Annotated in this window: 22 protein-coding genes; 16 read left to right on the top strand and 6 right to left on the bottom strand. The window is 72.4% G+C overall.

All coding sequences use genetic code 11. From position 1 onward, the window contains the following. Window positions 1-147: 147 nt before the first annotated feature. The 4 genes from ACIG47_RS24005 to ACIG47_RS23990 form a co-directional block, all read right to left on the bottom strand. On the bottom strand, window positions 148-1485 hold the full coding sequence (locus ACIG47_RS24005; RefSeq protein WP_397433576.1) for an FAD-binding oxidoreductase: 1338 nt from the start codon (window positions 1483-1485) through the stop codon (window positions 148-150). Window positions 1486-1619: 134 nt separating this feature from the next. After that, window positions 1620-2555: an ornithine cyclodeaminase family protein gene (locus ACIG47_RS24000; RefSeq protein ID WP_397433574.1), complete on the bottom strand. Its 936-nt coding sequence runs from the start codon at window positions 2553-2555 to the stop codon at window positions 1620-1622. After that, window positions 2552-3574, bottom strand: a complete 1023-nt coding sequence (locus ACIG47_RS23995) for a proline racemase family protein (protein WP_397433573.1) — start codon at window positions 3572-3574, stop codon at window positions 2552-2554. Before ACIG47_RS23995 ends, ACIG47_RS24000 begins: the two co-directional genes overlap by 4 nt. Continuing rightward, entirely contained in the window at window positions 3571-4110 is a 540-nt protein-coding gene (locus ACIG47_RS23990) for a hypothetical protein (RefSeq protein WP_397433571.1), read from the bottom strand. The genes ACIG47_RS23995 and ACIG47_RS23990 overlap by 4 nt, the downstream gene beginning before the upstream one ends. Window positions 4111-4277: 167 nt before the next feature. Between ACIG47_RS23990 and ACIG47_RS23985 the strand changes: the two genes are divergently transcribed. The 5 genes from ACIG47_RS23985 (at window position 4278) to ACIG47_RS23965 (ending at window position 10184) form a co-directional block, all read left to right on the top strand. Continuing rightward, window positions 4278-6398: a serine hydrolase domain-containing protein gene (locus tag ACIG47_RS23985; RefSeq protein WP_397433570.1), complete on the top strand. Its 2121-nt coding sequence runs from the start codon at window positions 4278-4280 to the stop codon at window positions 6396-6398. Window positions 6399-6400: 2 nt separating this feature from the next. Beyond that, complete coding sequence (locus tag ACIG47_RS23980; protein WP_397433569.1) at window positions 6401-7747, top strand: sensor histidine kinase; 1347 nt, start codon at window positions 6401-6403, stop codon at window positions 7745-7747. Next, complete coding sequence (locus ACIG47_RS23975; RefSeq protein ID WP_397433568.1) at window positions 7744-8406, top strand: response regulator; 663 nt, start codon at window positions 7744-7746, stop codon at window positions 8404-8406. The genes ACIG47_RS23980 and ACIG47_RS23975 overlap by 4 nt, the downstream gene beginning before the upstream one ends. Window positions 8407-8534: 128 nt before the next feature. Then, the gene (locus tag ACIG47_RS23970; RefSeq protein WP_397433567.1) at window positions 8535-9641 is read left to right on the top strand and encodes a glycoside hydrolase family 5 protein; all 1107 of its coding nucleotides are present in this window, start codon (window positions 8535-8537) and stop codon (window positions 9639-9641) included. A 153-nt stretch (window positions 9642-9794) separates the two neighbouring features. Continuing rightward, window positions 9795-10184, top strand: coding sequence for a cupin domain-containing protein (locus tag ACIG47_RS23965; RefSeq protein ID WP_397433566.1), 390 nt, complete (start codon window positions 9795-9797; stop codon window positions 10182-10184). Between the two features lie 27 nt (window positions 10185-10211). Here ACIG47_RS23965 and ACIG47_RS23960 read toward each other — a convergent pair whose 3' ends face one another. Then, window positions 10212-10901: a hypothetical protein gene (locus ACIG47_RS23960; RefSeq protein WP_397433565.1), complete on the bottom strand. Its 690-nt coding sequence runs from the start codon at window positions 10899-10901 to the stop codon at window positions 10212-10214. A gap of 133 nt (window positions 10902-11034) precedes the next feature. Here ACIG47_RS23960 and ACIG47_RS23955 point away from each other — a divergent pair, with 133 nt between their 5' ends. The 8 genes from ACIG47_RS23955 to clpX all read left to right on the top strand — a co-directional run bounded on the left by ACIG47_RS23955 (window position 11035) and on the right by clpX (window position 20132). Continuing rightward, entirely contained in the window at window positions 11035-12168 is a 1134-nt protein-coding gene (locus ACIG47_RS23955; protein WP_397433564.1) for a flavin-containing monooxygenase, read from the top strand. Between the two features lie 73 nt (window positions 12169-12241). Continuing rightward, on the top strand, window positions 12242-13546 hold the full coding sequence (locus ACIG47_RS23950; RefSeq protein ID WP_397433563.1) for an ABC transporter substrate-binding protein: 1305 nt from the start codon (window positions 12242-12244) through the stop codon (window positions 13544-13546). Continuing rightward, window positions 13543-14463, top strand: a complete 921-nt coding sequence (locus ACIG47_RS23945; RefSeq protein WP_397433562.1) for a carbohydrate ABC transporter permease — start codon at window positions 13543-13545, stop codon at window positions 14461-14463. The genes ACIG47_RS23950 and ACIG47_RS23945 overlap by 4 nt, the downstream gene beginning before the upstream one ends. Further along, window positions 14460-15290 carry a carbohydrate ABC transporter permease gene (locus ACIG47_RS23940; RefSeq protein ID WP_397433561.1) on the top strand — a complete coding sequence of 277 codons (831 nt, stop codon included), beginning with the start codon at window positions 14460-14462 and terminating at the stop codon, window positions 15288-15290. The genes ACIG47_RS23945 and ACIG47_RS23940 overlap by 4 nt, the downstream gene beginning before the upstream one ends. A gap of 253 nt (window positions 15291-15543) precedes the next feature. After that, a complete protein-coding gene (gene tig / locus ACIG47_RS23935) occupies window positions 15544-16923 on the top strand; it encodes a trigger factor (protein ID WP_397433560.1) in 1380 nt (459 codons plus the stop codon). Between the two features lie 233 nt (window positions 16924-17156). Then, window positions 17157-17792, top strand: coding sequence for an ATP-dependent Clp protease proteolytic subunit (locus ACIG47_RS23930; RefSeq protein WP_397416265.1), 636 nt, complete (start codon window positions 17157-17159; stop codon window positions 17790-17792). Between the two features lie 47 nt (window positions 17793-17839). Continuing rightward, window positions 17840-18553 carry an ATP-dependent Clp protease proteolytic subunit gene (locus tag ACIG47_RS23925; protein ID WP_397416263.1) on the top strand — a complete coding sequence of 238 codons (714 nt, stop codon included), beginning with the start codon at window positions 17840-17842 and terminating at the stop codon, window positions 18551-18553. Window positions 18554-18842: 289 nt separating this feature from the next. Continuing rightward, window positions 18843-20132 (top strand): ATP-dependent Clp protease ATP-binding subunit ClpX, encoded by a 1290-nt coding sequence (gene clpX, locus ACIG47_RS23920; protein ID WP_397433559.1) that lies wholly within the window; start codon window positions 18843-18845, stop codon window positions 20130-20132. Window positions 20133-20283: 151 nt separating this feature from the next. Here clpX and ACIG47_RS23915 read toward each other — a convergent pair whose 3' ends face one another. Next, the gene (locus ACIG47_RS23915; RefSeq protein ID WP_397433557.1) at window positions 20284-22116 is read right to left on the bottom strand and encodes an AMP-dependent synthetase/ligase; all 1833 of its coding nucleotides are present in this window, start codon (window positions 22114-22116) and stop codon (window positions 20284-20286) included. A 181-nt stretch (window positions 22117-22297) separates the two neighbouring features. Here ACIG47_RS23915 and ACIG47_RS23910 point away from each other — a divergent pair, with 181 nt between their 5' ends. From ACIG47_RS23910 to ACIG47_RS23900, 3 genes are all read left to right on the top strand, one after another. Continuing rightward, entirely contained in the window at window positions 22298-22615 is a 318-nt protein-coding gene (locus ACIG47_RS23910; protein WP_182618444.1) for a chorismate mutase, read from the top strand. 201 nt (window positions 22616-22816) lie between these two features. After that, window positions 22817-23995, top strand: a complete 1179-nt coding sequence (locus tag ACIG47_RS23905) for a Vms1/Ankzf1 family peptidyl-tRNA hydrolase (protein ID WP_397433556.1) — start codon at window positions 22817-22819, stop codon at window positions 23993-23995. Between the two features lie 174 nt (window positions 23996-24169). Beyond that, window positions 24170-24676, top strand: coding sequence for a DUF1877 family protein (locus ACIG47_RS23900; RefSeq protein ID WP_397416253.1), 507 nt, complete (start codon window positions 24170-24172; stop codon window positions 24674-24676). Window positions 24677-24853 lie beyond the last annotated feature (177 nt).

Raw genomic sequence — 24853 nt, 5'->3', positions numbered from 1 at the left:
CCCCTCCGTACGCCGGGCCGCCAACAATTAAACACTCGGGTGGCGGGGGGGGGGACTGCGTTGTTCGGGGGTGTCTTTTATCCCATATTTTTTACCCCCCCCCCGGGGGGGGGGGGCCCCCGGGGGCGGGGCCCCACCACGCGCGTCCTACGCCGGCCGTACGTTGAGGTTGTGCGCGAACAGGTTGGCGGGGTCGTACCGGCGCTTGACCGCCGCGAGCCGGTCGTAGGTCCCCGCCGGGTAGACGTCCGTCACGTCCTGCTCCGTGGCCGACGTCAGGAAGTTCGCGTAGGCCCCGCGCAGGTGCGGCGCGAGCTTGTCCCAGATCGCCTCCACGCCCGGACGCGCGGCCTCGACGACCGCCTCCGGCCCGCCCGTGACCGTGGCCACCATCAGCTCCGCCTGCCGGTGCGCGTACGCGGTGGCATCGCCCGCCACCCGCGCCACCGCGCCCCCGACGGTGCGGATCGCGATCGACGGCGATCCCGCCGACGTGCCGACCTCCGCCAGGATCTGCAGCACCTCCGGCACCTGCTCCCGCTCCACGAACCCGTCGTGGGCGAGCACCCGGATGCCCGGCGGCGGCGTGGCCCCCTCGACCAGCACGTCCGGATAGGCGGTGAGGGCGACGTCGTCGACCAGGACGGTGCCCAGCCGACGGACCGGGTCGAGCGCGCGGTCCGCGGCCTCCTGGTCGTCCCCGTCGAACGCGACGTGGATCTCCAGCGGTGCCTCCGGGCCGCCCGCGAACGGGTTGGCGAGGTTCGCGATCGACGTGAGCTCCTCCGGCGCCGTGCGCAGGTACTCCGCCCAGCCCTGGAGCACCTCGGCGGCCTCGGCGGCCGGGAACGTGATCCTGCCGAAGAACAGGTCGGTGGTCGGGTGCGCCTCGAACACGAACGTGGTCACGACGCCGAGGTTGCCGCCGCCCCCGCGCAGCGCCCAGAACAGCTCCGTGTTCTCGTCCGCGCTCGCGGTCGCGACCGTGCCGTCGGCGAGCACCACCTCCGCGGCGACCAGGGCGTCCAGGGCCAGCCCGTACCGGCGCACCTTCCACCCGATGCCGCCGCTCAGCGTCAGCCCGCCCACGCCCACGCTCTTCGTGTCGCCGGACGAGATCGCCAGGCCGTGCGGGGCCAGGGCCGCGGCCACGTCGCCCCAGTGGGCGCCGCCCCCGACCCGCACGGTGTTCCTCGTGTCGCCCAGGACCTCCACGGCCGCCAGGCCGCCCAGATCGACGACGACGCCGTCCCCGGTGCCGAAGCCCGCGAAGCTGTGCCCGCCGCCGCGCACCGACAGGGCGAGCCCGGAGCCGGCCGCGAACCGGACCGCCGCCTGCACGTCCTGGACGGTCCGGGGGCGCAGGACGACGGCCGGGTGCGCTGCCGCCAGCGCGGTGCGGGCGGCGTCGTCGTAGCCGTCGTCGCCCGGTTCGATGATGGTGCCGCCGAAGTCACGGCGAAGGGTCTCGTGCACTGAACTCATGACGTTCCTTCCCTGGACCCGGCCGCGTGCCGGCCGGACCCAGGGAAGACTCCGCAGCCCGTGCGGATGTGACAGGGCCCGTCCGTGACGCGGGTCACGGGTACGCCGACGCGTGCCGTGGGCACGCCCCCGGCTCACCCCGCGCCCGCGAGCACCGCCTCGGCCACGACCAGGTCCTCCCAGGACATGCCCGTGGTCTTGACGACGAGCGGCCGGGCGGGGTCGGGGCGCACGGCGCCCGTGACGACGTCACGCATCGGCACCAGGTCCTCGGCGGCCAGCGCGCCGTCCGCGATCGCCAGCACCACGTCGCCCGCCTCGCGCAGGGCGGCGCCGACGTCCTCGACCACCACGGTGGCGCGGCCGAGCAGGTCCGCGGGCAGCTCCCGCGCGTCCGGCTCGTGCGAGCCCACCGCGAGCACGACCGCGGTCTCCGCGACCAGGTGGGCCTCGAACAGCGGCGCACGGGCCGACGTCGCACAGACCACGACGTCGGCGGCGCGCAGCGCGGCGTCCGACTCCGTGGTGCCGAGCCGTACCAGGCGGGCCCCGCGCACGGGCACCGACCGCGCGGGGTCGCGCACGAGCTGGGTGACGGCGACCTGCCGGCCGGGCAGCGCACCCGCGAGCGTGGCGGCATGCCCGTGCGCCTGCGGGCCGGCCCCGATCACCGCCACGGACAGCGGCCCCGGTCCGGCCGCCAGCCGGTCCAGCACGGCCGCCACCGACACGGCGGGGGTGCGCAGCGTCGTCAGGGCGATGCCGTCGAGCACCGCGACCACGCCCAGCGTGGCGGCGTCGAGCAGCAGGTAGGAGCCCTGGACCCGGGGCATGCCCCGGCCAGGGTTGGCGGGGGCCACGGTGGCGACCTTGATGCCGACGTGCGCCCGGCCGCCGCCGTCCGAGGGCATGAGCAGGAGCTCGCCGGCCGCCACGGGAACGGCCTGGCGGGGCAGGTCGGCGGCAGGGTCGAGCCCGCCGCGCAGGGCGGCCACGATCGCGGCGACGGCGTCGGCGGGCGGGCACGCGGCAGCCACGGCCGCGGCGTCCAGCACGAGGGGCGCGCTCATCGCAGCACGAACCCGGGCACGAGGGGGTCGGCCGGGTCCACCACGAAGCGGTGCTCGCCCGTCCGGTAGGCCGTCCCGCTGACCTGGGGGACCACGGCGGCGCGGTCCCCGACGCGCGTCGTGCCGACGACGGCGCCCGTGAACGCCGACCCGACGATCGACTCGTGGTGCAGCACCGGGCCGCCGACGCCGACCCGGCCGTCCTCGGCGAGGACGGCGAGCCGGGCGGCCGTGCCGGAGCCGCAGGGGGAGCGGTCGACCTGCCCGTCCGCGAAGACCGTCACGTTGCGCTGGTGCACGTCGGGCGCACGACCGGCGCCGAGGTCCTCGTGGAGGATCGTCCCGTACACGCCGCTCAGCCGCGGGTCGCCGGGGTGGACGGCCACGCCGTCGGCGTCGAGCGCCTGCTTGATCTCGCGTCCCACGGCGATCAGGTCGGCATAGCGGGCCGGTTCGACCGTGAGGCCCAGGCTCGTCGCGTCGACGCTCGCGTAGATCGCGCCCCCGTACGCCAGGGTGACCGACGCGGCACCGCGCGTCGTGGGCACCAGCAGGTCGCGGGCGAGCACGTAGCCGGGCACGTTCACGAAGTCGACGCCGACGGTGCGCCCGCCCGCCCGGTGCACGCGGGCGGTCACCCGCCCGGAGGGCACGTCGACGACGACGTCGGCCGTACCGTCGTCGGGAGCCGCCACCAGACCCGTGTCGACGGCCCACGCGCCCAGGGCGATCGTGCCGTGCCCGCAGGCCGTGGAGAACCCGTCCTTGTGCCAGAACAGGACGCCGAGGTGCGCGCCGTCGTCGTCGGGCGGCACGACGAACCCGCCGTACATGTCGGCGTGCCCGCGCGGTTCGGAGCACAGCAGCCGGCGCAGCCCCTGGGCCGCGGGGTCGGCCAGCGCCCGGGCCCGCCGGTCGGCGACGGAGCCGCCCGGCAGCGGCACGGGTGGCTCGGCGACGATCCGGAACGGCTCGCCCGCCGTGTGGTAGTCGGTGGTGGCGATGCCGGGCGTGCTCACCGGTCCGTCCCCGGGGTGGAGGCAGCGGTGCCGGGGTCCGCCTCGGTCTCCGCGGGCTCCGCCGTCCCCCGGCGCGGTGCCGCGTCGTCGTCCTTGAAGACGTTGTCGAGCGTCACGACGAACGTCGTGAACACGGTCACCAGGGCGGCCACGACCCACAGCGTCCACTGCAGGAAGGCCCAGGGCGCCAGCGTCCCGAGCCACCAGAAGAACCAGGCCAGGCCCCCGCCCACGAGGACCACGATGACCACCATGGTCACCTTGGCCCCGTCCACCCGGCGGCGCGGGCGCTGCGGCCTGCGGTCCACCCGGCCCGACACCGCGCGGCGGGCCGTGCGCACCGCCAGCTCGTTGAGCGCGTCCTCCAGGGCCGCCTTGCCGTGGCCGTCGGGCATGTCCCGGTGGATGGCCACCAGGCGGTGCAGCCGGCGCTCCGTGCCGGGCAGGACACCGAGGAACGAGACGAGCGCCGACACCAGCGCACCCACCGCCGGCAGCCCCACCGACAGGATCGACACCATCTCCGAGGTGATCACGCGCCGAGCCTACTCACGCACGCCCTCCGCGGGGAGGAGATCGTCTCCACCAAAGGTCGCAGGTCAGGTGGGTACCCGTGCCCGATGTGGTGCGGGCGGCCGGCCGACAGGGTGGTGGTGTCCGGAAGAACCAGTCCGGAGAGCCGCCGAACCCGAGGAGCGCGACGATGTCCCCGTCCCACCCCCACACCCCCGCAGAGCTGCCCGACGGCGGCCCGCCCCGGCCCGGGCCGCACGGCGTGGTCCCGCGCCCGGCGGCGTCCGCCCGCGGACCGCGCGCCGCCCACCGGGTCGCCGCCGCGCTGGTCGGACTCGGCCTGGCGGTCGGCCTCGCGGCCGCACCGGCGGCCGGCGCCACGCCCGCCGCAGCCGCCGCCGAGCCGCCACCGCCACCGCCCGTGGTGGCCCCGGCCGAGGCCCACACCCTGGACCGGCCCGACGTCGAGGCCTGGCTCGACGGCCTGCTGCCGGCCGCGCTGGAGAACGCGGGCATCGCGGGCGGCGTCGTCACGGTGGTGCACGACGGCGAGATCGTCACCACCCGCGGGTACGGGTACGCGGACACCGGGACGACAGGCGGCGACCCCGTACCGGTCGACCCCGAGCGGACGCTGTTCCGCCCCGGTTCGGTGTCCAAGCTGTTCACGGCCACCGCGGCGATGCAGCTCGTCGAGAGCGGTGACCTCGACCTGGACACGGACGTCGCCGAGTACCTCGACTTCGACGTGCCGCGGAACTTCGACGAGCCGATGACCCTGCGCCACCTGCTCACCCACACCGCGGGCTTCGAGGAGCGCATCGACGGGCTGATCGGCACGGGCGACGAGTCGCCCGTGCTGCGCGACGCGCTGGCCACCGAGCCGCCCGAGCAGGTCTTCGAGCCGGGCACGGTGCCCGCGTACTCGAACTACGGCAACGCCCTGGCGGGCTACATCGTCGAGCGGGTCAGCGGCGTGCCGTTCGAGGAGTACGTCCGCCGCAACGTCCTGGAGCCGGCGGGGATGACGTCGTCGACGTTCGAGCAGCCGCTGCCCGCCGGGCTGCGGGACCAGATGTCGAACGGGTACCCGTCCGCCGCCGACGCGCCGGGTGGGTTCGAGATCGTCGGGACGTCCCCGGCCGGCGCCCTGAGCGCGACGGCGCCCGACATGGCCCGGTTCATGCTCGCCCAGCTCGGCGAACCCGGCGCCGGCACCCTGCTCACCCCGGCCACCCGTGAGCTCATGCAGAGCCCGGCGCTCGACGAGAGCACCCTGGGCACGCTCGCGGGCGCCCCGGGCATGGCGCTCGGCTGGTTCGACGAGAGCCGCAACGGGCACCGGATCGTCGGCCACGGCGGCGACACCAACTACTTCCACTCCCACCTGCAGATCTACCCCGAGGAGCGCACCGGCATCTTCGTCTCGCTGAACAGCACGGGCGCCTCCCCGTACGCGACCCTCACCCTGCGGGAGTCCGTGCTGCACGGCTTCACCGACCGCTACTTCCCCGCCGACGCCGCCCCCGCGGCCGGCACCGTCGACAAGGCCACCGCCGCCGAGCACGCGGCCCTGGTCGAGGGCAGCTACGTCGCCTCGCGCGGCATGCACAGCACCTTCCTCGCGATGCTCGACGCCTTCAGCGTCACGCAGGTCACGGCCCGGCAGGACGGGCGCCTGCTGTTCACCCCCGGCCCCGCGAGCGCCGAGCCCGCCGTCTACGAGGAGGTCTCGCCCTGGGTCTACCGCGAGGTCGGCGGGCAGCGCACCGTCGCCGTACGGGTCGAGGACGGGAAGGTCGACGCGATCGGTTTCGAGGGCGCCTTCGCGATGCTGCCCGCCCAGCCCGAGCGCAACCCCGCCGTCGCGCTCCCGGTGCTCGGCGCGTCGCTGCTGATCCTGCTGGTGACGGTCGTCGCGTGGCCGGTCGGCGCGATCCGGCGCCGGGTGCGCCGGCGGGCACTGCCCCAGGGCGCGCCGTCCCTGCCGGAGCGCACCGGACGGGTGTCCCGGCTCCTGACCAGGATCGCGGCCGTCGCCGTGCTGCTCGCCGCCGGCGGCTGGACCGCCACGGTCCTGACGGTGATGAGCCTCCAGGACGTCACCGAGCTCTCGCTGCGCCAGCTCCAGGCGGTCCAGGCGGTCGGTGTGCTCGGGCCCGTCCCCGCGGTGCTCCAGGTCGTGGACGCCGTCCGGCACCGCCACGGCTGGCGGCGCGTGCTCGGCACGCTCCTCGTGCTGCTCGCCCTGGCCGGCGTCGCGTGGTTCGCCGTCGAGTTCCGCCTGCTGGCGCCGTCGGTATCGTACTGACGATGCCCACGACGGACGGCCCCACGGCGAGCGACGACCCGGTGCTGCCCCTGCCCCGCCGCGGCTGGCTCGACACGCTGCTCACCCGGGCGGGCATCACCGGGGTGCTCGCCCGGGACGCCCTGCTGGCCGCGGCCGTCCTGGCCGTCACCGCCGCCCTCCTGGCCGGGCTGTTCGGGCAGGTGCTCGGGCAGGAGGGCCTCGTGCTCGGCCCGGTGCAGGGCGTGGTACTCGCGGTGGCCGTGTGCGCGCAGGCGGTGCCGCTGGTGCTGCGCCGGGTCCGGCCGGTCCTGTGCCTCGGCCTGGTCGTGGCGTGCCAGGTCGTCATCATCATGGCCTCGCCGGACGACCTGTCGATCGGCGGCATCGCGCAGGTCGTCGCCGGCTACACCGTGGGCCTGCTGCTGCCCGCCCGCCGGGCTCTGACCGTCACGGGTGCCGCGGCCCTGGTCGCGGTGCTCGCGGCGGCGGGGACGGTCGTCGTCACCGGGAACGGGCTGATGGTCCCGGTGCTCAACCACCTCGTGTCCGGCGTGCTCACCTACCTGGTGTGCGCCCTGATCGGCAACGCGGTCGCCACGCGCCGCGGCTACACCGAGCTGCTCCGTCTCCGGGCCGCCGAGGCCGTGCGCACCCAGCGGGCCACCACCCAGGCGGCGATCGTCGCGGAGCGGTCGCGCATGGCCCGCGAGCTGCACGACGTCGCCGCGCACCACCTCTCGGGGCTGGTGGTGCAGGCGGCCGCGGTCGAGCGGCAGATCGACGGCGACCCCGAGGCCGCGAAGCAGGGCGCCGCCTGGATCCGCAGGCAGGGCAAGGAGACGCTCGAGAGCCTGCGGCTCATCGTCGGGGTGCTTCGTGAGCGTCCCGGTACCGAGGACGCCTACGACGCGCCGCCGCCGGGCCTCGGCGCCCTCGACGGCCTGGTGCGGACGGCGCGGACGCTCGGCGCGGACGTGGAGCTGGTCCGCGAGGGGACGCCGCGGCCGCTCGCCCCGATCGCGGACGCGGCGTTCTACCGGGTCGCGCAGGAGTCGCTGTCCAACGCGCGCCAGCACGCACCCGGTGCGCCGGTGCGGCTCACCGTCCGGTTCGGGGCGCGGGAGGTCGCCCTGGAGGTGGTGAACGGTCCCGCCCCGGGCACGACGCCGGGCCGCGACGAGAACCGCCGGGGGATGGGCCTGATCGGCATGCAGGAGCGGGCGCAGCTCGTCGGGGCGACGCTCGCCACCGGCGCCACGCCGTCCGGCGGATGGCGGGTGCTGCTCACGCTCCCGCTGCACCACGAGAGCACGGGTACGGTGCCCGTGGCGGCGCCCGCGGCGCCCGGCGAAGGGGGACAGGGATGATCAGGGTCGTGCTCGTCGACGACCAGGCGGTGGTCCGTGCGGGATTCCGGTTCCTGCTGGAACAGGCCGACGACATCGAGGTGGTGGCCGAGGCCTCGGACGGGCCGACGGCGGTGGAGCTCGTGCGGCGGCACCGCCCCGACGTCGTCTGCATGGACGTGCGCATGCCGGGCGGCGACGGGCTCGCCGCGACGCGCGAGATCACGGCCCGCCCGGACGACGGAGGGACGACGCCGGCCGTGCTGGTCGTGACGACGTTCGACCTCGACGAGTACGTCTTCGGCGCACTGGAGGCCGGCGCCGGCGGGTTCATCCTCAAGGACTGCGAGCCCGAGGAGCTGATCGACGCCGTCCGGCGCCTCGCCGACGGCCACGGGCTCATCGACCAGGCGGTGACCCGCCGCGTCATCACGGAGTTCGCGCGGCGCAAGGCCCCGCCCGCTCCGGCGTCGGACGCCGCGGCGCAGCTCACGGCGCGGGAGGCGGAGATCGTGCGGCAGCTCGCACGGGGGCTGTCGAACGCGGAGATCGCGGAGGCGCTCGTGGTCGAGACGAGCACGGTGAAGTCCCACCTGGGGCGCGCGATGGCCAAGATCGGCACGCGCGACCGCCTCCAGACGGTGGTCTGGGCCTACCAGAACGGGCTCGCCGCGTACTGAGGGGTGGCGCCGGCCGGGAGTGTGGGAATCCCCGATATTCACCCGGGCCGGTGCTTGCTAGCGTCGCTGCGACCAGCAGGCCGGCACCGCCGCCGGCGTCGCCCTGACCCGAACCGAGGTGGTCTCCCATGGCCCTCCGTCGCGCCCCGATCGTCGTCGCCGTCGCCACGGCCGCGCTGCTGTTGACAGGAGCCGCGCTCGCGCCGGGCCTGTCGGCCCCGGCGGTCGCCGTCCACGCCGGGCCTGCCGCCGAGGCCCCGGCCGGGACCGGGGCCGAGTCCGACGGGCCGGACGCCGCACCGGCGGCGGTGACCCCGGTCGAGGCCAACGGGCAGCTCAGCGTGTGCGGCGTGCGGCTGTGCAACGAGCAGGGCACGGAGGTCCAGCTGCGCGGCATGAGCACGCACGGCACCCAGTGGTACGCGCAGTGCGTGGACGACGCGTCGCTCGACACCCTCGCGTACGACTGGAACGCCGACGTCATGCGGATCTCGACGTACGTGCAGGAGGACGGCTACGAGACCGACCCGGCGCGGTTCACCGCCCTGGTCAACCAGTACATCGACATGCTGACCGAGCGCGGCCTGTACGCGATCGTGGACTGGCACATGCTCGACCCGGGCGACCCCGGCTTCAACCTCGAGCGCGCCAAGACGTTCTTCACGGCCGTCGCCGAGCGGAACAACGGCAACAACAACATCATCTACGAGGTCGCCAACGAGCCCAACGGCGTGTCGTGGCAGACCATCAAGGGCTACCACGAGCAGATCGTCCCGGTGGTCCGCGCGAAGGACCCGGACGCCGTCATCCTGCTCGGCACGCGTGCCTGGTCCTCGCTGGGCGTCTCCGACGGGGCGAGCGAGTCCGAGGTCGTGAACAACCCGGTCGACGCCTCCAACGTCATGTACACGTTCCACTTCTACGCGGCGTCGCACGGCCAGGAGTTCCTGGACGCGCTGTCCCGCGCCGCGGACCGCATCCCGATGTTCATCACCGAGTTCGGCACGCAGGACTACGCGGGGGAGGGCGCCAACGACTTCGCCATGGCGCAGCGCTACCTCGACCTGGCGGCGTCGAAGAAGATCAGCTGGGTCAACTGGAACTACTCCGACGACCACCGTTCCGGCGCGGTCTTCACCGAGGGCACCTGCGGCAGCGGTTCGTACGGCACGGACCGCCTCAAGGAGGCCGGCACCTGGATCCGCGACCAGATCCGCACGCCGGACGACTTCTAGGCGACCCGCCGGCGGCCGCCCGGTGCGGCGGCCGCCCGGCGCGGTGACGTCCTGCGTGATGGCGGCGCTGCGTCTGACGGGAACGAACTCCAGCCCGCCCGGCACCTGCTCTGCGGGCATGACGAACCCAGGGACCCGCGAGAAGATCGTCCGGTGCGGATCATCCAGCTCCCGGCGCGGGAGATCTCCCGGTTCGGCAGTGCAGGCGTCGACATGGACTTCCTGCCGCAGGTGCTCGACGCCGAGCGCACCACCGTGAACGTCGCCCGGATCGTCGCCGGCGGCGTGCTGGGCGAGCACCCGGCCACGTCCCTCCAGATCTTCGCCGTCCTGGCCGGCGAGGGCGTCGTCACGTCGCGGGGCGCGAACGACGACGCCGACGAGCGCTGGGACATCGAGCCCGGCCAGGCCGCGGTCTGGGAGCCCGGCGAGATCCACCGGACGACCGCGACCACGGACCTGCTCGCGGTGATCGTCGAGACCTCGGCAGACACCCTGGGCCTCCGTGACCACGACCTCCTCGCGGGCCCGCCCCTCGACTGAGCGGCCGCCGTCCGCCCGGAGCAGTGCTCAGACGAGCGCCGGCGACACCCGCGGGTCCCCCAGGTCCCGGAGATAGGGCGCGAACACGTCGGCGACCTCGGCCGCGACCGCCGTCGCGTCGCGCGTGCCGTCCACCTCGATCACGCGTACCCCGAGCCGCCGGGCGCTGCGCACGACGTCGTCGGCGATCAGACGGTCGCGTTCGACGCGGTGGGACTGGGCAAGTGCCGGGTCGCTGACGGCGGCCTCCACGGCCAGGGCACGCGGCACGGTGCGGAGCTGGTGCTGCCGGAACTCCTCCGTCGGGACCAGGACGACCATGCGGCGGGACGAGTCGACCAGCGGCGCCACCAGCTCCGGTCGCAGGCCCCAGCCCTCGGCGATCGCCGGGCGGCTGGTGTACCAGGCGCGCAGGTCGTCGAGCACCCACTCGAAGCGGGCCGGGAAGCCGGCCAGCACCTGGGCCGCGAGGACCTCCGGGCCGTGGTTGATCCAGATCTCCTCGGCATCAGGTTCCGTCACCGGCTCTCCGCGCGCGACCTTGTGCGCGACCCGCCGGTCCCGGTGGCCACGGGAGTCGTGGTAGTCGTAGTGGTAGACGGTCAGCCCGTGCCGGTCGGCGACCAGGTCGCTGACGGTCGTCTTGCCGGCCCACTGCGCTCCGCCGATCCACAGCATGCGGCGCAGGCTGCCGTGCGGGTCCCAGATCTCTGCCATCACGGTCCTCCCGGTGGGGGCGGCGCCCCTCACCGCCCCTCCCGAGTGTGCGGCTTCCGTCCCGAGAACGGCAGTCTTGTCTTCGCCCCGTCCCTGCAGCAGAGTGGTGGAAGAGGCGCACTACGCTCCCTCCATGGTTCTCACCGTGTCCGTCATCGGCGCCGGACCCGCAGGCCTCGCCGCCGCAGCCACCCTGCAGCACAGGGGCGCCGACGTCACCGTGCTCGAGAAGTCGGAGCACGTCGGCAACGCCTGGCGGCACCACTACGACCGCCTGCACCTGCACACCACGCGCGGCCTCTCCAAGCTGCCCGGCCTGGCGATCCCGCGGGAGTACGGCCGCTGGGTCGCCCGCGACGACGTCGTCCGCTACCTGGAGGCGTACGCCGCCCACCACGGCCTGCACGTCGAGCACGGCGTCGAGGTCACCCGGCTGGACCGCTCCGCCGCCGACGGCGATGCCGCCCGCCGCTGGACGATCACCACCACCGACGGCACCCGCACCGCGGACGTCGTCGTCGTCGCGACCGGCTACAACCACACCCCGCACCTGCCGGACTGGCCCGGCCAGGACGGCTTCCCCGGCGACGTCGTGCACGCGAGCCGCTACCGCAACCCGGCCCCCTACGCGGGCAAGCACGTGCTGGTCGCGGGCGTGGGCAACACGGGCGCCGAGATCGCGCAGGATCTCGCCGAGAACGGCGCGGCGAGCGTGCACCTCGCCGTGCGGACGCCTCCGCACATCGTGCGGCGCAACCAGGGGCCGTGGGCCGCGCAGTACACCGGCCTGCTCATCCGGCACCTGCCGACGGCCCTCGTCGACGCTCTCTGCGTCCCCGTCCGCCGGGCCAGCCTTCCCGACCTGGCTCACCTCGGCCTGCCGATCCCGGAGGTGGGCCTGGCCACGCGCGTGGCCCAGGGCGCCATCCCCGTGCAGGACATCGGCCTGGTCGCCGCCGTCGAGGCCGGCACGGTGCGCGTGGTCGGGGCGGTCGAGCGGTTCGACGGCGCCGAGGCGGTCCTGGCCGACGGCGCCCGGCTGGCCCCCGACGTCGTGCTCGCCGCTACCGGCTACCGGCGCTCGCTTGAACCCGTCGTCGGCCACCTCGGGGTGCTCGGTGAGCGGGGCAAGCCCGTGGCGACCAACGGCCGTCCGGCCGCGCCCGGGCTCTACTTCACCGGATTCACCAACCCCATCAGCGGCATGTTCCTGGAGATGGCGGCGGACGCACGGCGGATCGCGCGCCACGCGACCCGCGGCAGGTAGCCGATCCCGACACGACGTATCGATTCGGTCGAAATGCTTGACACCTCGACCTCCGACCGGCAGCGTCCGCCGCATGAGCCGCAGAAAGACCCTCGCCACCGCCGCCGCTGCCCTCGTGGCGCTGACCCTCGGCGCCTGCGCGCCGTCCGCGGACAGCCCCGAGCCCGGCGCGGTCGCGGGGGAGGGGTGCGACGGTGACGCCGTCGCGCTCGACGTCTGGTCGTGGCGCACCGAGGACGTGAAGACCTACGAGCAGATCTTCGACGTCTTCGAGAAGGCCAACCCCTGTGTCACGGTGACCTTCCAGGCTCACCTCAACACCGAGTACGACCAGATCCTGCGCACCGGCCTGACCGGCTCGGACGGCCCGGACATCGCCCAGGTGCGGTCCTACGGCCTGCTCCAGCCGCTCGTCGAGGGCGGCAACCTGGAGCCGCTCGACGACCTGGTCCCGGCGCTCGCGGACTTCGACGAGGCCGCCCTCGACGGCGCCCGCGGCCGCCAGGACGGTGCGGTCTACGGCGTGCCCCTGGCCACCCAGACCATCCAGGTCTACTACAACACCCGGATCTTCGAGGAGAACGGCCTCGAGGAGCCGGAGACGTGGGACGACTTCATCGCCCTGAACGACACCCTCCTGGAGAAGGACGTGACGCCGCTGGCGGTCGGCGCCCGCGACGGCTGGTTCGTGCCCACGGTGCACGACGCCCTGACGGCCGCCCAGTACGGCGGCGCGGACTTCCAGCAGGCCCTGCGGGACGGCGCGACGGACTTCACCGACCCGGCCTACGTCGACTCGATCCAGACGCTCGCGGACCTCCAGCAGTACATGCCCGACGACGTGACCGGGGTGCCCTACACGGACGCGCAGGTGCTGTTCACCTCCGAGCAGGCGGCGATGTTCGCCGGCGGTTCGTACGAGCAGGCGTTCTTCCAGGACGCCAACCCGGACCTCGACCTCGGCGTGTTCCAGGTGCCGCCGCCGCCCGGCTCGGCGCTGGACCACCCGGTCACCCCGGGGTATGCCGACGGCAACTGGGGCCTGTCCGCCACCACGGACCACCCCGAGGAGGCCCAGGCGCTGCTGAGCTGGCTCGCGAGCCCCGAGTTCGGGCAGCTCGTGGCCGACGAGCTCAAGCAGTTCTCGCCCATCCCGGGCGTCGAGTACTCCGACCCCCTCCAGCAGGAGATGTGGGACCTGTACCAGGAGAACCCCGCGCCGTACCTGCTGCTCGTCGACTACCGCTACGGCGACCCGGTCGGCACCGACCTGATGGGCGAGGCGGGCCAGAAGCTGTTCCTCGGTGACACCGACGCGGCCGGTGCGGCGGACATCATCCAGGACGGCCTGTCGGCCTGGTGGACGCCGGGCGAGTGAGCCGCCGTCGCACAGCGGCGCTGCCCACGTCCGTCGCACTGCTCTTCCTCCTGCCCGCCGCGGCGCTGTTCGCCGTCTTCGTGCTCTACCCGATGGCCACCGCGCTGACCTACTCGCTGTTCTCCTGGCGCGGCACAGCGCAGGGGGCCTTCGCCGGGGTGGACAACTTCGTCGCGCTGTTCACCACCGAGCCGTACCGCAGCCAGCTCCCGCGCGCGTTCGGGCACAACGCGCTGCTGTTCGCCGGGGCGATGCTGGCCCAGAACACCGTCGGCCTCCTGCTCGCGTACGTGCTGCACCAGCGCGAGCGGTTCCGTCGCCTGTTCCAGGTGCTGTTCACCATGCCGTACCTCGTCTCGCCGCTCGTGGTCGGCTACCTGTGGTCCCTGCTGCTCTCGCCGCTCTTCGGCCCGGTCAACGCCCTGCTGCGCGCCGTCGGCCTGGACGCCGTGGCCCAGCCCTGGCTGGGCGACCCCGACACGGCCCTGTGGGTGGTCGTGCTCGTCACGGCGTGGCAGTGGGTCGGCTTCCCGCTGCTCGTCTACGGCGCCGCCCTCGGCGCGCTCGACCCGAGCACCCAGGAGGCCGCGATGCTCGACGGCGCGACGTCGGCCCAGCGGTTCTGGCACGTCACCCTGCCGATGCTCACGCCCGTGATCGGCACCGTGAGCGTGCTGACCTTCATCTTCTCCATGGAGGCGTTCCCCATCCCGTACGCCCTGGGCGGCTCCAGCGGCAGCCCGGCGGGCGCCACCGACGTCATGTCGCTGCTCTTCTACCGCACGGCGTTCCACTCGGGGGCGTCCAACGCGATCGGCATCTCGTCGGCCGTGGCGATCGTGCTGTTCGTCGTGATCGTGGGCGTCTCCGTGGCGTTCACCCGGTGGTTCCGCGGCGTCGAGCGGAGGCTGACGTGAGGCGGCCCGGCCCGGTGCTGAACCGGGTGGTGGTGAACGTGGTGCTGTGGGGCTACGCCGTCGTCGCGCTGGTGCCGCTGCTGACCATGGTCTGGAACTCGTTCCGGTCCGACCAGGAGCTGGTGGCCGAACCACTGGGCCTGCCGCACGCCCCGTCGTTCGACGCCTACCGCGAGGCCTGGGTGGAGGCCTCCTTCTCCACCTACTTCCTCAACTCGGTGCTGGTCACCACGGCGTCCGTGGCCCTGTCGACCGCCGTGTCGCTGCTCGCGGCCTACGCGCTGGCCCGGTCGCGCTCGCGGCTCATGGCCGTGATCGAGCAGGTGTTCGTCTCCGGCCTGATGATGCCCGTGTTCCTGATGATCGTGCCGATCTTCTACCTGCTCGACACCATCGGACTCGCCTCGACCCGCACCGGCCTGATCCTGGTCTACGCGGCCGTCTCCATCCCGTTCTCGGTGTTCGTGCTGGCCACGTTCCTGCGCCAGCTCCCCGACGAGCTGGAGGACGCCGCCCGGATCGACGGCGCCGGACCCCTGCGCACCTTCTGGTCGGTGCTGCTGCCGCTCGTGAAGCCCGCCGTCGCCACGGTGGTGGTCTTCCGCTTCGTGCCCATCTGGAACGACTTCTTCTACCCGCTGATCCTGGTGCGTGACCGCGCGCAGTACACGCTGCCCGTCGGCCTGACCACCTTCTTCGGGGAGTACCAGACGTCGTGGTCCACGCTGTTCGCGGGCCTCGTGATCGCGACGCTGCCGCTCGTGGTCCTCTTCCTCGTGGCGACCCGGCAGATCGTGGCGGGGCTCACCGCAGGGATCGGGCGCTGAGCTCCGGCGCGCTTGCGCTCTGGGCTGACAACCGTGGCGTATGCGCCCGGCTGTGGGAGGCTGGTGGGTGTGCGGCATGCCACCGGCCTGCATTCGGCGCCCGTGGCCGCGAGGCGTACCATTGACGGGTTGCCCGTGCGCCTGCCGCACAGCGCTGTCAGCGAGCAGCGGCAACTGAGTTGAGCATCCCCGCGCCACCCGGGAGGCAGTACGCCGGCGTGCGCGCACCCCCGACATTCTGGAGACCATCGAAGTGAAGAGCGCCGTCGAGACCTTGGAGCCCACCAAGGTCAAGCTGACCGTCGAGGTGGACTACGACGAGCTCAAGCCGAGCATCGATCACGCCTACGAGCACATCGCGGAGCAGGTGAACGTCCCCGGCTTCCGCAAGGGCAAGGTGCCCCCGCGCATCATCGACCAGCGGGTCGGCTGGGCCGCCGTGATCGAGCACGCCGTGAACGACGGGCTCTCCGGCTTCTACCAGCAGGCGCTCGGCGAGACCGAGCTCCGCCCGCTGGCCCAGCCCCAGGTGGACGTGGCCGAGATCCCGGCCAAGGCCGGCGAGGGCCAGCTCAAGTTCACCGCCGAGGTCGAGGTCCGTCCCGAGATCGAGCTCCCCGAGCTGGCCGACGTGGACCTGACCGTCGACTCCACGACCGTCACGGACGAGGACGTGGCCGAGCGCCTGGAGGCCCTGCGCGAGCGCTTCGGCACCCTGGTGGGCGTCGACCGCCCCGCCGCCGAGGGCGACTACGTCGTCATCGACCTCAAGGCCGTCATCGGTGACGAGGAGGTCGACTCCGTGTCGGGCGTCTCGTACCAGATCGGCTCCGGCAACATGCTCGAGGGCCTGGACGAGGCCCTCACCGGCCTGTCCGCCGACGAGACCACCACGTTCAAGGCGCCGCTGGCCGGCGGCGACCACGAGGGCCAGGAGGCGGACGTGACCGTCACCGCCACCTCGGTCAAGCAGCGCGACCTGCCCGAGGTGGACGACGACTTCGCCCAGCTCGCCTCCGAGTTCGACACGATCGAGGAGCTCAAGGAGGACCTGAAGACCCAGGTCGCCGGCATCAAGACCTCGAACCAGGCCGTCACCGCGCGTGACGCCCTCATGGAGAAGCTCCTGGAGACCGTCGAGGTCCCCGTCCCCACGGGCGTGGTCGAGGCCGAGGTGCACCGTCACCTCGAGTCCGAGAACCGCCTCGAGGACGACACGCACCGCGAGGAGGTCCGCGAGGACGCCACCAAGGCGATCAAGAACCAGATCCTGCTCGACACCCTCGCCGAGAAGCTCAAGGTCCAGGTCAGCCAGGGCGAGCTCGTCGAGTACCTGGTGAGCGCCTCCCAGCAGTACGGCATGGAGCCGGGCGAGTTCATCAAGACGCTCGAGCAGGGTGGCCAGATCCCCGCCATGGTCGGCGAGGTGGCACGCTCCAAGGCGCTCGCCGTCGCGCTGCGCCAGATCGAGGTCAAGGACTCCGAGGGCAACGTGGTCGACCTGAGCGAGTACATCGGCTCGGACGAGGCCGACGAGGCCCAGGCCGCGCTCGCCGACGCCGTCGCCCAGGCGCAGGACGCCGACGCTCCCGAGGGCGCCGACTCCGACGCCGCGGAGCCCGCGAAGGCCTGACGTCCGCGCCGGCCTCGGGCAGGCCGGGCACGACGTCCCGACGGCGGTCCGCACCCTCTGCGAGAGGGTGCGGACCGCCGTCCGCGTTACCCCTGACTTCGCCGTGGGCAGCACCGGTGCGCTGTAGGCGAAACGGCTGCCGGATCGGGAGTTCCGGCGGCCGGAGGCACGTTAGGGTCGAGCGACACTACGTCGTAGGACGTGGTCCACAGACGAGAGTCAGAACCGAGGAGATGGACGTGAACGATCTGCTGCGGATGGATGCTGGGCCGGTGGCGCGGACGGAGGGTGCTGGCTTCGGGCTCAACGACTCCATCTACAACCGGCTGCTCAAGGAGCGCATCATCTGGCTGGGGTCGGAGGTGCGCGACGAGAACGCGAACGCGATCAGCGCACAGATGATGCTTCTCGCGGCCGAGGACCCTGACAAGGACATCTGGCTGTACATCAACTCGCCCGGCGGCTCGATCACGGCCGGCATGGCGATCTACGACACGATGCAGTTCATCAAGCCGGACGTGGCGACGGTCGCGATGGGAATGGCGGCGTCGATGGGGCAGTTCCTGCTGTCCTCCGGCACCAAGGGCAAGCGGTACATCACGCCGCACGCCCGCGTGCTGATGCACCAGCCGTCGGGCGGTGTCGGCGGCACGGCCACGGACGTGCGGATCGGCGCGCAGCTCATCATGCACATGAAGAAGGTGCTCGCCGAGCTGACGGCCGAGCAGACCGGCCAGCCGGTCGAGAAGATCATCAAGGACAACGACCGGGACAACTGGTTCACGGCCTCCGAGGCACTGGAGTACGGCTTCGTCGACCACGTCGTCGAGACCGCCGCGCTGGCCGGTGGCGGCGGCATGACGAGCTGACCGACCGCACCCACGCACCCAGACCTGATCCACAGAGGAGAACTACCGTGAGCCCTGAAGCCCAGTTCGTCGCAGCCGCGGAGCGCCTTGCCGGCGTCCGTTCGGGTGCGGGGATGCCCTTTGCCACCGCCGGCGCCATGCCGTCCTCCCGCTACGTGCTCCCGCAGTTCGAGGAGCGCACCGCGTACGGCTTCAAGCGCCAGGACCCGTACACCAAGCTGTTCGAGGACCGCATCATCTTCCTGGGCGTCCAGGTCGACGACGCGTCCGCGGACGACGTCATGGCCCAGCTGCTGGTCCTGGAGACCCAGGACCCGGACCGCGACGTGATGATGTACATCAACTCGCCGGGTGGCTCGTTCACGGCCATGACGGCGCTGTACGACACCATGCAGTTCATCAAGCCGCAGATCCAGACCGTGTGCCTGGGCCAGGCGGCCTCCGCCGCGGCGGTCCTGCTGGCCGCCGGCCAGCCGGGCAAGCGCCTCGCGCTGCCGAACTCCCGCGTGCTGATCCACCAGCCCGCGATGGAGGGTGGCGGCTACGCGCAGGCCTCGGACATCGAGATCCACGCCAACGAGCTCATCCGCATGCGCGAGTGGCTCGAGCTGACGCTGGCGACGCACAGCGGCAAGTCGGTCGAGGAGGTGCGCGACGACATCGAGCGCGACAAGATCCTCACGGCCGAGCAGGCGAAGGACTACGGGCTGGTCGACGAGGTGCTCCAGTCGCGCAAGCCCGTCGCGGTCGTCACGAACTGATCGATCACGTCGACGCGGCCGGTCCCGCACCGGCCGACGCCGGGGCAGCTCCACCGATACTGGTTGGACGCGAGCCCCGGCGTTCGGGCATTGTGGGACCTGCTGCACACTTCATGACAAAATTGTCATGAAGTGGTGAAAGTCGCCTCAGCGACCCGCCGGGCCGCCGGGCTGACAACGGGCCACTGGTGGTGTGGAATGGATCTGAGACCGCTTGACGTTGCGGATCTGCTGGGTCAGCCGGCCTGTGCGGGACTCCGTGAGGATGCACAAGGCGAGGAGACAGGTAGTGGTGCGAATCGGTGACGGCGCGGAACTGCTGAAGTGCAACTTCTGCGGCAAGTCGCAGAAGCAGGTGAAGAAGCTGATCGCCGGACCTGGCGTCTACATCTGCGACGAGTGCATCGAGCTGTGCAACGAGATCATCGAGGAAGAGCTCGGTGAGGCGGCTGAGCTCGGCCTGACGGAGCTGCCCAAGCCGCGCGAGATCTTCGACTTCCTCGAGCAGTACATCATCGGCCAGGACCCGGCCAAGCGTGCCCTGGCCGTCGCGGTCTACAACCACTACAAGCGGATCCAGGCGGGCGAGGCCGGTCGCTCCATCGGGCCGGACGACCAGGACCCGGTCGAGATCGCCAAGTCCAACATCCTGCTCATCGGCCCCACGGGCACGGGCAAGACGTACCTGGCGCAGACGCTCGCCAAGATGCTGAACGTACCGTTCGCCATCGCCGACGCCACAGCCCTCACCGAGGCGGGCTACGTGGGCGAGGACGTCGAGAACATCCTGCTGAAGCTCATCCAGGCGGCGGACTACGACGTCAAGAAGGCCGAGACCGGCATCATCTACATCGACGAGGTCGACAAGGTGGCCCGCAAGGCCGAGAACCCGTCGATCACGCGGGACGTGTCCGGCGAGGGGGTGCAGCAGGCGCTCCTGAAGATCATCGAGGGCACCACGGCCTCCGTGCCCCCGCAGGGCGGGCGCAAGCACCCGCACCAGGAGTTCATCCAGATCGACACGACGAACGTGCTGTTCATCGTGGCCGGCGCGTTCGCCGGGCTGGACGACATCGTCGCCGCCCGCTCCCGCAAGCGGGGCATCGGGTTCAGCGCCCCGATGGAGTCCATCGCCCGCGACGAGGACCTGTTCGCCGAGGTCCGGCCCGAGGACCTGCAGAAGTACGGCCTGATCCCCGAGTTCATCGGCCGCCTGCCCGTCATCGCCTCCGTCTCGCCGCTGGACCGTGACGCGCTGGTGCGGATCCTCACCGAGCCCAAGAACGCGCTGGTGAAGCAGTACAAGCGCATGTTCGAGATCGACGGCGTGGAGCTCGAGTTCGACGAGCCCGCCGTCGAGGCCATCGCGGAGCAGGCGCTGCTGCGGGGCACCGGGGCGCGCGGCCTGCGGGCCATCATGGAAGAGGTGCTCCAGCAGGTCATGTTCGACGTGCCGAGCCGCGACGACGTCGAGCGCGTGGTCATCACCCGCGACGTGGTGCTGGACAACGTCAACCCGACCGTCGTCCCCCGCAAGACCGCGGTCCGCTCCCGCCATCCCCGCGAGAAGAGCGCCTGACAGCCCTCCCGCAGCCGTGGGGGAGCGCGCAGCAGAAGTGCGCTTCTAGCCAGTCATGGGGCCCAGAACTCACACGAGTTCTGGGCCCCATGACTGGGTAGAAGCGCACCTTTCGGTGCCGCGGGCAGCACGGCCCCACGGCACCGGCGGGTCAGCGGCTGGTCGCCGGCTCGGTCCGGGCCAGCGGGGCGCCGTACAGGGCGTCGATCGTGTCCGCGAAGTCGGCGACGACCTTGCCGCGCTTCACCTTGATGGACGGCGTGAGATAGCCGTTCGCCTCGGTGAAGTCGAGGTCCAGCACCGTGATCTTGCGGATCGACTCGGCCTTGGACACGGCCTCGTTCGCCTGGGCGACCACCTTGTCCAGCTCCGCCAGCACCTTCGGGTGCACGCGGGCCTCGGCCACGGTCAGCGCGGGCAGCCCGTTCGCCGCGCACCAGCCCGGCAGCATCTCGGCGTCGAGCGTGACCAGGGCGCCGATGAACGGGCGCTGGTCGCCCACCACGACGACCTGGCTCACGATCGGGTGAGCACGCATGCGGTCCTCGAGGACGGCGGGGGCGACGTTCTTGCCGCCGGCCGTCACGATGATCTCCTTCTTGCGGCCCGTGATGTGCAGGTGACCGTGCTCGTCCAGGCGGCCGAGGTCGCCGGTGCGGAACCAGCCGTCGACGAGCGCCTCGGCGGTCAGCCCCGGCTGGTTGCGGTACCCCCGGAAGATGTGCGGGCCGCGCAGCAGCACCTCGCCGTCGTCGGCGATGGCGATGTCCGTGCCGAAGAACGCCGGGCCCACCGAACCGACGACGATCTTGCCCGGCAGGTTGACCGAGGTGGGCGCCGTGGTCTCCGTGAGGCCGTAGCCTTCCAGGATGGTGACGCACGCGCCGCGGAAGAAGTGGCCCAGGCGCTCGCCCAGCGGCGCGCCGCCCGAGACGGCCCAGCTGAGCTGCCCGCCCATGGTCGCCTTCAGCTTGCTGAACACCAGCCGGTCGGCGATGGCGTGCTTCGCCTTGAGCAGGGCGTCGGGGCCCGACGGCGTGTCGAGGGCGCGGGAGTAGTCCTCGGCCACCCGGGCCGACCAGGCGAAGATCTTCGCCTTGAGGCCGGACGACGCCTTCTGCTCCGCGCTGTTGTAGACCTTCTCGAACACGCGGGGCACGGCCAGCAGGTAGGTCGGGCGGAACGAGCCCAGGTCGCCGACGAGGTTCTTGATGTCCGGGGCGTGGCCCAGCACGGCCTGGCCGGCGATGGTCGCGACCTCGACGAAGCGGGCGAAGACGTGCGCCAGCGGCAGGAACAGCAGCGTGCGGGCGTTCTCGGCCTGGAGCAGCTCCGGGATGCCGACGGCGGCGTTCATGGTCAGGTGGGCGAAGTTGCCGTGCGTCAGCTCGACGCCCTTGGGGCGGCCGGTGGACCCGGAGGTGTAGATGACGGTGGCGAGGTCGTCCCGGCGGACGGCCGAGCGCCGCTCGGCAACGATGCCGGCCGAGAGGTTCGTGCCCGCGCGGCGCAGGTCGAGCACGGCGCCGTCGTCGAGCACCAGGATGTCCTCGAGGCCCGGCAGGGCGGTGCGCACCTGCTGGACGGTCTCGGCGTGCGCGTGGGACTCGACGACGATCAGGCGGACGTCGGCGTCCGAGAGGATCCACCGGACCTGCTCGGCCGACGAGGTCTCGTAGACCGGCACGGCGACGGCACCCGCGGCCCAGATCGCGAAGTCGAGCAGCGTCCACTCGTAGCGGGTGCGCGACATGATCGCCACGCGGTCGCCCGCCTCGATGCCGCGGGCCACGAGGCCGCGGGCGACGGCCAGGACCTCGTCCTCGAACTGGCTCGCGGTCACCGGGATCCACGGCCCGGCCGGGGTCTCCCGCCGTTCGATGAGCGTCTCGTCCCCGGAGCGGGCCACCCGGTCCGTGAGGATGGTGTTGATGCTGGTGCCTTCAGGCACCTTCACCAAGGCCGGCGACGAGACGAGTGTCATCTGCTGCTCTCCGTTGAAGTCTGGAAGGGGTGAGGGGCCTTCACCAAGTTGCGTGCCTGCTCGGCAGACTGTAGCTGATCGACGTCTCACGTCGGAACAGGCTTCGCCCGCCGGGGGTCAGGCCGGTTAGCCTCTTCCTGTGTCTGACAACGAACCGACCGGCGCTTCGGTGCCCGCCGAGATGCCGTCCGAGATCATCCGGCTCCGCGGGAGCATCGACAACATCGACGCGGCGTTGGTCTACCTGCTGGCCGAACGGTTCAGGGTCACGCGCCGGGTCGGTGAGCTCAAGGCGGTCGGCGGCCTGCCCCCGGCGGACCCGGCTCGTGAGCAGGAGCAGATCGCCCGTCTGACGAGCATCGCCGAGGAGTCGGGCCTGGACCCCGAGTTCGCCGAGCAGTTCCGCCAGTTCATCGTGAGCGAGGTGATCCGCCACCACGAGCTGATCGCCGCGCAGCACAAGGGCGACAACCTCCCTGAGGTGGACACCTACGCTTGAAGGTGAATCGTTCTTGAGGCAGTTTTGCCCGGCCTTGGCGAGTGGTCGACGTCGAGTAGTGGATATTTGGTGACCGGGTCACAACCAATTCCGGCACGGGGGTGGCGCGCACCCGCGATCCGTCGTTTCCTGGAGGGAACGCCGGGGCGAGGGGTGCGGTAGGGCGCCACCTCGACCTCGGCGGGAGACGCGGAGGTTCGAATGAAGATCGACTGGCTCAAGCCCCTCCTCGGCCACCAGGGTCCCTTTGCGACCCTGCACCTCGACGCGACGCCGTCCGAGCAGGCCGCCGAACGCGACGTCGAGGGCCGATGGAACGCGGCCCGCAAGGATCTGGCGCAGCAGGGGGCGACCCCGCAGGTGCTGGACGCGATCGCCGAGGTGGTGCTGCGACCGACGAGGGTCCCGGGCCCCCACGGCAGGGTCGTCATCGCCGACGACTCGGGCGTGCTGGTGGACCGCGTGGTGAGCAACCCGCCCACCTCGACGACCTGCTCGTGGGCGCCGGTGCCCGCCCTGCTGCAGGCGGCGCTGGCGGCCGACGAGTCCGTGGAGCTGCTCAAGGTCGCCGTGGACCGTGCGGGTGCGGACTTCGCCCGGGTGGGTCCCGAGGGAAAGGTGCACAGCACCTTCCAGGCGCCGCACGACGAGATCGAGAAGACGGCGTCCACCGGCACGAAGCGGTCGCGCATCGAGTCCCGGGCCGAGGACTCGTGGGCGCGCAACGCTGCGGCGGTCGCGGCCGAGATCGAGCGCCACGTGGCCGAGACCAGGCCCGAGCTGGTGCTGCTGACGGGGGACGTGCGGGCGGTCTCGCTGACCCGGGACGCGCTGACGGCTCCGACGTCCGAGATGGTCGTCGAGGTGCCGGGCGGCGGGCGCACCAGCGGTGTCAACGAGGGCGCGTTCGCGGAGCGGGTGGCCGAGGCGCTCGACTCCTACCGGGAACGACGGCGGGAGCGGGTGCTGGCCGAGCTGCGGCAGGAGCTCGGACGCGAGTCCAACGCCGTCACGTCGGTGGACGACGTCGTCGCGGTGCTGGCCCGCGGGCAGGTCAAGGACCTCGTGCTGGCCGAGGAGTACGGCACGGGCGGGTCGGCGGTGAACGGGCGGATGCTCTGGATCGGCCCCGACCCGATGCACATCGCGGCGACCCGGTCCGACCTGGAGGACATCGGCGTGACGGAGCGGCTGGAGGAGCTCCCGGCGTCGGTGGCGCTCGTGCGGGCCGCCGTCGGCCAGGATGCCGGGCTGACGTTCGCGCCCGAGGGATCCGTGGGGCTCATCGACGGCGTCGCGGCGACCCTGCGGTGGCGCGACGACGGCACGCCGACCGAGGTGCTCGCGAGCATGTCCGGCGACGACCGCCGGCTGCAGTGACGCCCCGCGTGAATTCGGTGTGAATTCTCGGCCAGGTCCAGGAGGCTAAAAACCCCAGAACGGACACGCACTCGGATGGAATTTCCGTTTTACCGCGTATGAGACATTGTTGCATCGGAATGTGTCCGGTTTGCCCATACACACGGAAACGCATTATCGGTACGGTCTCGGGCCATGGGGATGATTCATTGTGAGTACGCGCGGCTGGCCGCCGACGACTTCGACAAGGCACGGACCGACCTGACCTGGGCGCTGGAGCACATCGACGAGCTCGCGGGCGAGTGGGTACAGAAGGACCTCCCGGCGCAGGAGGCCCGGTACTTCAGCATCGGCACCGTGTGGGGTCCGCTCCACACGGTGCTGCGGGTGCACGGCGGTATGCCCGTCGACCCGGTGCAGGGTGGCGCCGAGCTCGGTCCCGCCGACGGGATCACGCCGGTGCGCTACCTGGCTCCGGAGGACGTGGCGAAGGCAGCCGCGTTCCTGGTGGGCACGTCGTTCGACGCCCTGGCGCCGCTCGCCGACGCCGCCCACGTCTGCGACGAGGACGTCTGCCCGGACCCGGCCGAGCACGCGGCGGAGACGGACGCCGAACGCCTCGGGGTGGCGTACGGCGAGCTTGCGGCGTTCTACGGTGCGGCGGCCGAGGCGGGCGACGCGGTGGTCCTGATGCTGAACTGACGGCGCCCGCGCCAGAGGTGCCGAGAGAAGGCCGTGGGGGGGGGGGGGGGGGGGGGGGGGGGGGGGGGGGGGGGGGGGCGGCGGCGGGGGGGGGGGGGGGGGGGGGGGGGGGGGGGGGGGGCACGGCCGGGAGCCCGCGCGCCGGGGTGGCCGCTGCGGCCTCCGCGGATGCGGGCA

Source organism: Promicromonospora sp. NPDC052451 (assembly GCF_044547525.1).
Classification (GTDB): Bacteria; Actinomycetota; Actinomycetes; order Actinomycetales; family Cellulomonadaceae; genus Promicromonospora.
Note: the sequence above shows the minus strand (reverse complement) of the source record. Positions and strands in the feature narration are given on the sequence as shown.